Annotated in this window: 6 protein-coding genes; 4 read left to right on the forward strand and 2 right to left on the reverse strand. The window is 25.6% G+C overall.

Annotated features, from left to right (window positions below):
• Positions 1–196 precede the first annotated feature (196 nt).
• Both L8X28_RS04950 and L8X28_RS04955 read left to right on the forward strand, forming a co-directional pair.
• On the forward strand, positions 197–997 hold the full coding sequence (locus tag L8X28_RS04950; RefSeq protein ID WP_263665696.1) for a HesA/MoeB/ThiF family protein: 801 nt from the start codon (positions 197–199) through the stop codon (positions 995–997).
• Entirely contained in the window at positions 994–3,123 is a 2,130-nt protein-coding gene (locus L8X28_RS04955; RefSeq protein ID WP_263665697.1) for an ATP-binding cassette domain-containing protein, read from the forward strand. Before L8X28_RS04950 ends, L8X28_RS04955 begins: the two co-directional genes overlap by 4 nt.
• Positions 3,124–3,419: 296 nt before the next feature.
• Here L8X28_RS04955 and L8X28_RS04960 read toward each other — a convergent pair whose 3' ends face one another.
• Together L8X28_RS04960 and L8X28_RS04965 are read right to left on the reverse strand one after the other, a co-directional pair.
• Positions 3,420–5,288, reverse strand: coding sequence for a hypothetical protein (locus L8X28_RS04960; protein ID WP_263665698.1), 1,869 nt, complete (start codon positions 5,286–5,288; stop codon positions 3,420–3,422).
• Between the two features lie 22 nt (positions 5,289–5,310).
• Positions 5,311–5,793 carry a hypothetical protein gene (locus tag L8X28_RS04965; RefSeq protein WP_263665699.1) on the reverse strand — a complete coding sequence of 161 codons (483 nt, stop codon included), beginning with the start codon at positions 5,791–5,793 and terminating at the stop codon, positions 5,311–5,313.
• Between the two features lie 540 nt (positions 5,794–6,333).
• Here L8X28_RS04965 and L8X28_RS04970 point away from each other — a divergent pair.
• A complete protein-coding gene (locus L8X28_RS04970) occupies positions 6,334–6,816 on the forward strand; it encodes a PIN domain-containing protein (RefSeq protein WP_263665700.1) in 483 nt (160 codons plus the stop codon).
• A gap of 134 nt (positions 6,817–6,950) precedes the next feature.
• The gene (locus tag L8X28_RS04975) at positions 6,951–7,454 is read left to right on the forward strand and encodes a hypothetical protein (protein ID WP_263665701.1); all 504 of its coding nucleotides are present in this window, start codon (positions 6,951–6,953) and stop codon (positions 7,452–7,454) included.
• The last annotated feature ends 736 nt before the right edge of the window (positions 7,455–8,190 follow it).

The following is an 8,190-nucleotide window of genomic DNA, read 5'->3' on the forward strand; positions in this document are numbered from 1 at the left end:
GACAAACATAAGGGAATGTATAGCAATAAAGGTTGATCATAATCTAATCGATCTTCTAAGACAGTTTGATGGCGAAACTACGTTAGGTGAAATATTCAGACGAAGCAATTTCGTTGAGTCGGATCTAAAGAGTCTTACATCGTTTTTACACAGTAAAAACATACTGATTAAGGTTGATAATGAGTATGAAGATGATATGGTTTCGGAAAATTATAGATTGATTAATTTTTTGGAGGAATATTGCTTTTCAACAGGTGAAGTTATAAATATATTAGATCTGCTTGAAAAAAAACCAGTTTTTATTGTAGGTCTTGGTGGGGTTGGTAGTTGGGTGGTTGATATATTAGCTCGAAGTGGAATAAGAAATTTTATATTAGTCGATAATGATAAAGTAGAACTTAGTAATTTACATAGACAAGATTTTTTTACAGAGAATGATGTAGGAAAATTTAAAATTGATTGTATTGAAAAAAAACTCCAAAATATAAGTAAATTTATTAATTGTAAAAAATATTATAAAGCACTAGATGATTCTTTTTTCGATGATTTTTATGATAGTTTTTGCTGTGCAATAAACTGTGCTGATTTTCCGAATGTCGACAAAACTACGCAAATAATAGGCGATAAATGTATGAAAGAAAATATACCTCACATTGTTGGTGGTGGTTATAATTTACATTTATCGCTTATTGGCGAGAGTATTATACCTTATAAAAGCGCTTGTTATCAGTGTTTTAGTGATGCTCTTGAAGACATGAACAAGATCACTGGTAATCTTGTTAAACTTCGTAGAAGTAACAGAAAAATAGGTTCATTTACCCCACTTTGTACTATAAATGCTTCTTTGGTTGCAATAGAGGCTTTTAAAATCTTGTGCGGTTTTTATAATAGGCTAACAAATTTAAATCAAAGAATAGAATTTAAGATACGTACAATGAACATAGAGAGAAAAGATATTCGCAGAAATCCAAAATGTAGGGTGTGCGGACAGAAGTGATTTTGCAAGGTATTCAGACGCACAACTTAAAAAATATTACTTTTTTTACCAAGACTCCTGAGATTATAGGTATTTATGGTGTTAGTGGAGGAGGAAAGTCTTCGCTTGCTTTACATACTATATATTCTCTTTGTTCAAATTCATTTAATGCCATTGAAAATGGTTTTATTGATGATATTCAATATATTGTTAAAGATTATAAAGATCTTATGCCTGTTATTGCTATAAAGCAATTAAATTTAAATACAAATCCACGTTCTACAATATATTCGTATTTGAATTTTTCTTCTGCTTTATCAAGCATGCTGAATATTGATTATGATATGTTAAGGCTTAATAAGCCAAAAAATGAATGTCAAAAATGCAAAGCAAGTGGTTATGTGTTTGAGATTGATACAAATAAGGTTATAGATTTTGATGCCAAAATAATTGACACTCCGATTATTCCGTTTAGAAAATATGAATATTTGAGAATATTATTTCTAGAATTTTGTAATTATCATAATATTGATCAAAATAAAACTTTCAGAGAACTTCAGCCAGAAATACAAAATTTACTTTTGTATATAAACAAATCTCATTGTTTTACAATTAAGTATAGGCATAATAAAAAATTAAGAACAAAACATCTGGAATACATAGGAGTAATGCTATATTTACAAGAAAGACTTAACAGCGATAAAATTTCTGTTTATAAAGAGGTAATAGAATATTGTAAAGAAAATATTTGCGATTCGTGTAATGGCTCTAAAATAAATTTGCAAATATATAAAAATATATTTATTGGTAATATTTCGTTTTATGATTTCTTGACAACCCCAATGATAGATCTTGTAAGAATGACACAGAGCAATGTTTTTCATGAAAGAATAAAAAATGTTTTAACTGCATGTTGCGATTTTGGAATAGGTTATCTCAGTTTAAATAGAAGCATTCCTACTTTATCTGGTGGAGAAATTCAAAAGTTAAATTTTGCAAATCTTGTCAGTATTCCCATGTCGAATTTATTAATCATAATTGATGAAATCAGTTCAGGATTACACCATAGTGATTATAAAAATATATGGAAAAATATTCTTTCACTGAAAGAGCGAAAAAACACAATTGTTTTAGTAGAGCATAATTTGGAATTTTTAAATAAGTGCGATAGGAGAATTTGTTTAGGCCCTGTAGGTGGAAAAAATGGTGGTTATATTATTGAAGACAAACTGCCAATTTTGAAACCTATAGAGGTTAATCAAAAATATAAAAAAAGTAATTTTTTAAATATAAATATAAATATAAATAATATCAATAGTCAACGATTATTACTTCCTTATGACTCTTTTGTGGCTATAGTTGGGAAATCCGGGTCTGGAAAATCATCATTGGCTTTATTTCTAGAAAAAAATATTGATAACTGTATTTATATTTCGCAAAGACTTCCAAGAGGTAATATAAGATCTAGTGTAGCATCTTATCTCGAAGCTAATAAGGTGATTGCAAGTTTTTTCTCGAGTTATTTTAATAAAAATGTAGCATATTTTATAAATAGTGGTGGAAGTGAAATAATATGCCCATTTTGTGATGGTACTGGCATTATAAGATACGATAGAGGGTTTGAATCTTCTATCGATATAGTATGCCCTCAATGTAATGGTAAAATGTTTAATGAGCTTGCGTTAAAATATACTATAAGGCAAAAATCAATACTTGATATTTATAATTACGAAATAAACGATTTAGACGATATAGGATCTTCTAAGTTATCTAAAATTATTACATTAATGCGGGATTTATCACTTGGCCATTTGTCTTTTAATAGAAAAATTAATACTTTATCTGGTGGAGAACTAAAAAGAATAAAAATACTAAAAAACTTATTAAAGAAAATAGATAATAAGATTTTAATTATTGATGAGCCAAGTTCTGGATTGGATTATAATAATGCCCAAAATATTATTAATATTTTAAAATCTGCAAAAACTTTAACTACGATCATTATAGAACATAATCCAAGATTATATTTGCAATCTGATTATATTATAGAGCTTGGACCCGGTAGTGGTTCTAATGGTGGGAAGATAATATTTCAAGGATTCTTATCTGATTATAAATTTAACATATTAAACGACAATTCTTTTTAGTTTCTAACTGTAAAATATTAGATAAAATATTACACACATTACGGTTTTATTTAGCTAAATTGAAATTAATAAAATTGCACGCATAATTGGATATTTTAATTTGTATTAAAAGATAAGAAATTAGAAATCTACTAGTTTTTGTAATAATAGTTGTGATATTTATAATTTTAATAAAAAATAAAAGATTTCTAGCTCTAAAAATAATTTTTATTATATAACCATTTAAAACAAGATATTTTATGATAATGATAATAAAAAATAATAGAATTTTTATTAGTTTAACTTAAATCAATTGTTTAAGCAGATTTTTTTAAATCTTCTTCTACTATTTTCATTATCAATTCATTGTTTTCAAAAACACTTGGAATAAGTTTCTCTCTAGATGAGACAATAGTTACTACAATTGGTTTCAAGATTCTGTTCGAACTAGGAAGTATATTATTAATATCAATCTTATTAAAAAACTTATTATCGTTACTTATCATATTATCCACTAACTCCCCAAACTGATTAATTTCATTCTCATTTAATTTAAATATTGAACTTAGGTTAATCATGTGAGAATAAAATACTCTTTGCTTTTTTATATCATCGTCTTCAATATATTTATCTAATATTTTTTTACTAAATAAGCTAATACCTAAACCACCAGCTAAACCACCAGCTAATGCTCCTATTGTAGTGCCTATTCCGGGTATAAAAGAACCCGCAACAGCTCCAGCCATTGCTCCTGCTGCTCCACCCGCTATACCCCCGGCGTTTACCGCGATATTTTTTACACATTGCATGCCTGATATTTTACCACGCATCATTTGCGTAATTTCAATACTTGAAGTAACAGCCATTGCAGCAGTCGCCGCAACGATATTCCCTCTTATTACACTATTGGCGGCACTTTTAACTCCTTGTTTTCCGGCTTCCTTTCCCGCAAAACTTGCTAAGCTTTTCCCGATTTGCTTCCCAATTGCTCCGTTAAAGTTAAAATCTATAAGTTGCTTTAATAGATTGTTTATTATTGGCAATCTTTGGATTTGTGCACCAATCATATAAGTCGCAAACGATTTGCCACCAGCACCAAGAGCAAGAATAAAAGATTGTTTTAATGCTTGTTTTAAATTTTTATTACCATAGTATAATGTTGCTGTATTAATTACAAAGCTAATTCCAAATGCAGCAGAAGCAACTATGGTACTGTTTTTAGCATCAAATTTTAAACTTTCCTTTGTACAAAATTTGGAATAGTTTTTTGCTTCATTATATGTAACACTCCCTTTTTTTACCAACTCTTTTGCTTTCGCCGGATCATTAACTCCTGGTATTTTTCCACTCTTTATTTTTTCTTCCATGATCTCGATAGCTTTATCGTATTGATCTTTTGGAACTTCTAACTGCATTGGTTTGCCGTCCTTTGAATAGTAACGATAATTACCACTTTCTTTATTATCAAATCCCGAATTAACTGATTTAACGGCTGTTTTATAATATTTTGTCTGTATTTCAACACCATCTACTAATCTATCAGCTCCATTTTTAGCATTATCACCCCCGATAATCTTCGCAGCTCCAGAGAATCTTTTAATAATATCTTCATTTTCATGGTTCATTATTTCAGCTGCTAAACCATGACCTGTTTTGCTATTTTGCAAAACTTGAAAATTTTTAGCCCAACTATGCCCAACACCAATAATACTTGTAACTATAGCTGGTATGTTTGATAGTATTTTACCTCGTTTTTTTGCATACTCTTCAAGCGAATCTTTATTGTTAAAAATCGGATTTAATATATTACTAATTTTTTCACATGTTTTTTCTGTTTCGTGACATACTGCAGAACAAAAATATTCTTCTTCGTTGGTTGTATGGTTATATTTTCCAATTCCACATGAAGAACAAAATATAAAAATATCTAAATTTTTATCATGTATATAGAAATCCCCATCTTTAAAATGATACTTATCTATTGATTCATGTAATAATACAAGACTTTCAATTTCATCTAAACTTAAATCAGAAAAAACATTATTTATTTGTTTTGCTATATCTTTATTGGAAATTCTATCATATTTAGAAGCGATATGCCCAATACTTAATAACGTTTCTTCTAAAAATTCAGTTTTAAATAAAAATTCACTATCTCCAAGATTTATTAATTTATAATCGTCCATATGTTTTAAGGAATTTAAAGTATTAAATATTATATTTTTTTATATAAAATATATTCTCTTTTTTTATATTTTTCAGATTTGTGAATATCATAATTGTTCTTGCATATGGTTTTGATTTTGCATAATCAAGCCAACTTTTAACCGCAAGAATTGCTTCTGCTGTTATTTTTAATTTAGAATATAAGCTAAATACTACAATAAAATACACAATGCTTATTAAGATATCATAATTGTTTTGTAAAATAAACCTAAATACAAAAGGTGATATAATAATAGATATATTAAAAAATATATATTTTAAATTAAAATTTTTCTTTATATATGTATTTTCGTATAAATTACTTTTTATATATTGCGAAGTATTATCAATTTTGAAACCTTTAAAACCTAAAACTATAACAGAAATAAAAACTAAATATACAATAATATTAGTTATGTTCATTGTTAAAGAATAATATATTAAAAAAATAAGATATAAAATCATTAGTATTTTCATAATCTTCATTTTTCAATCCTAGATTAGTAATATTTCATTAGTTTTACAATTAAATATATTTGCCAAAATTATAATTAAAATTTATAAAAAAATAATTAAGATAAATTAAATATTAATAATATGGATTTTTATATACAAATCACATCTTTTCTTCATAGAAATCTAAATAGTCAGAAGATTGGCCAAAACATTTAAACAAATGATACTACATTATAATTTTAATTTTTCACATATTTATATTTGTTTCTAATCTCGGATTTTATGGCTGTGTTTATTATTTTATTAGTTTTTTATAGTATAATTTGATTTAACTTTTGAAAGCACAAATACTGTTTTCTATTGATTGTGTTATTTATTTTTTACTTTAATAAATAAATTATAATATCGTATTTGTTGTTTTCATTATAATTAATTTGTTTATAATATGCTAGAAGCTATTTGAATTAATGACACTTGAAATTATAGGTGAAAATTTGATTGCAAATGGTTAACTTAAAAATCCTATAGAATATTTATAAAAAATATTCAAATTGGTATTATGGATGATATATGGAAGCTATACAGACTACACAGCCTATTCATTTAATTATCGATACGAGTGTTCTAAGTGCTAATGCTTACTATAAAAGCCAAGGATACAAATCACTAAAGATACTTATAGACAAAGGTCTTTTAAAAATTTATCTACCATATATTATAGAAAATGAATATATAGAACAACTTAAAAAACCATATCTAGAACAATTCGACTCAATAAAAGACTCTCTAGAAACATTAAAAAATAGGCTATTAATAAATACTGAAGAAATTACCAATATTAAAGAAAGTATAAATATTGCTAAAAACAATACAATAGAACATATAATTAAAGACTTTGAAACAAATTTTTGCACTAAATTAAGAATAAAAAAACTAGACATTAAACCACACCATGCTGAAGAAGTCTTTAAGAAATATTTTAAAGGCTTACCTCCTTTTAAAGGTAAAAAAACAGAAAAGACATACCCGATGCTTTTATTTTTGAATGTATAGGAGATATTAAAAATAAAGAGTCTAATACTGTCGTTTTAGTTGCTGATAATGGACTTTACGATGCCTGCGATAAAATTAACATTACTGTATTTAAAAATATTGAAGATTTCATAAAACATGAAAAAATTCAAGATATGTTAACTGATCATATAAATCCTTCAATTTTTGTAGATCATTTAAAGTCAAATAAAAATATTGAAAATTTTTTAACAAATTATCACGTAAAAGAACTTGAAAATGTAACAATTACAAGTCATCATATTCCAAGTGATGATAACTCTGCACAAATTATTGGTATCTATACCCCAGAGAATATAGAGTGTGATTTTTCAAAATTAATTTATTATGGAAATAAAAAGATTGGTGTTCCGGTTGTTTTTAATATAATGGTTGCTGTAGATTTATTTATATTCAAAGGTGATTATTATGCAGAAGATTATGGTTTCTCATGTATAGAAGATTTGAATGATCATTATTTTAGAACGGAAAGTGAGTATCTTTTAAAAGTTGAAAGTATAGTTATAATTGATATATCGCAGATTGATTTTTCTGCATCAGATGTTGATTTTGGCGAAATTTTTGACAAAGATGATATTTTTAGCCTTAATGATATTAGCAATATAGAAGTAATTAAGTAAAATGGTTATATTAAACATAAATGTAAATAGTGTTACGATAAAATATACTCTTTATAAGTATTTAGATTAATATAAATACGGATAAAAACTTACTATCGCATTGATTATGAGTGTTGACAATATATTTTTAGAGTTTGTTAATCAAAATATCTATTTAGTATGATAAATTATTATAATATTACTTTAAAAAAGTATGAAACCAACAAAAAAGTCATTACAGATTAAAGAGAGAATAGTTAAAAGCTTTATTAAAATATAAGGAAAGTTAGTTTAAAAGTTTTTTATTTTTTGCTAAATGTTTTCAAAGCTAAAGATAAAGCTCTTTTTTTAGTTTGCATGTATTCTTTAGATGTTTTATTTTCAAAATATCAATATTTGATTGTTTGATTAAAAATAGCATACCTAATAAATTTAATTTAAAGTATAATTTTTAAAATTAAAAACATGCAAATTTGTTTATGAAAAATTTTAAGATAAATAAAAAATCAGTAAATGTGTAATTTAAAATATTTAAAAAAATATTTTCTTATGCAAAAAATAAATTTACGATTAAGTATTTTTGATGATATTGGCAACAAATGTGTTAGAATTGTATTTTAAAGATAGTTTGTGAAAAATATAATTAAAAATCTATAAGCAAGTAAAAGAAAGTATTTTACAAACTAATTATAAAAATAATATAATATATAGAAAAATTAGATATATTCATTTAAAATATTATCACCATATAAATAAC

Source organism: Campylobacter sp. CNRCH_2016_0050h (genome assembly GCF_025772605.1).
Classification (GTDB): Bacteria; Campylobacterota; Campylobacteria; order Campylobacterales; family Campylobacteraceae; genus Campylobacter_D; species Campylobacter_D lari_D.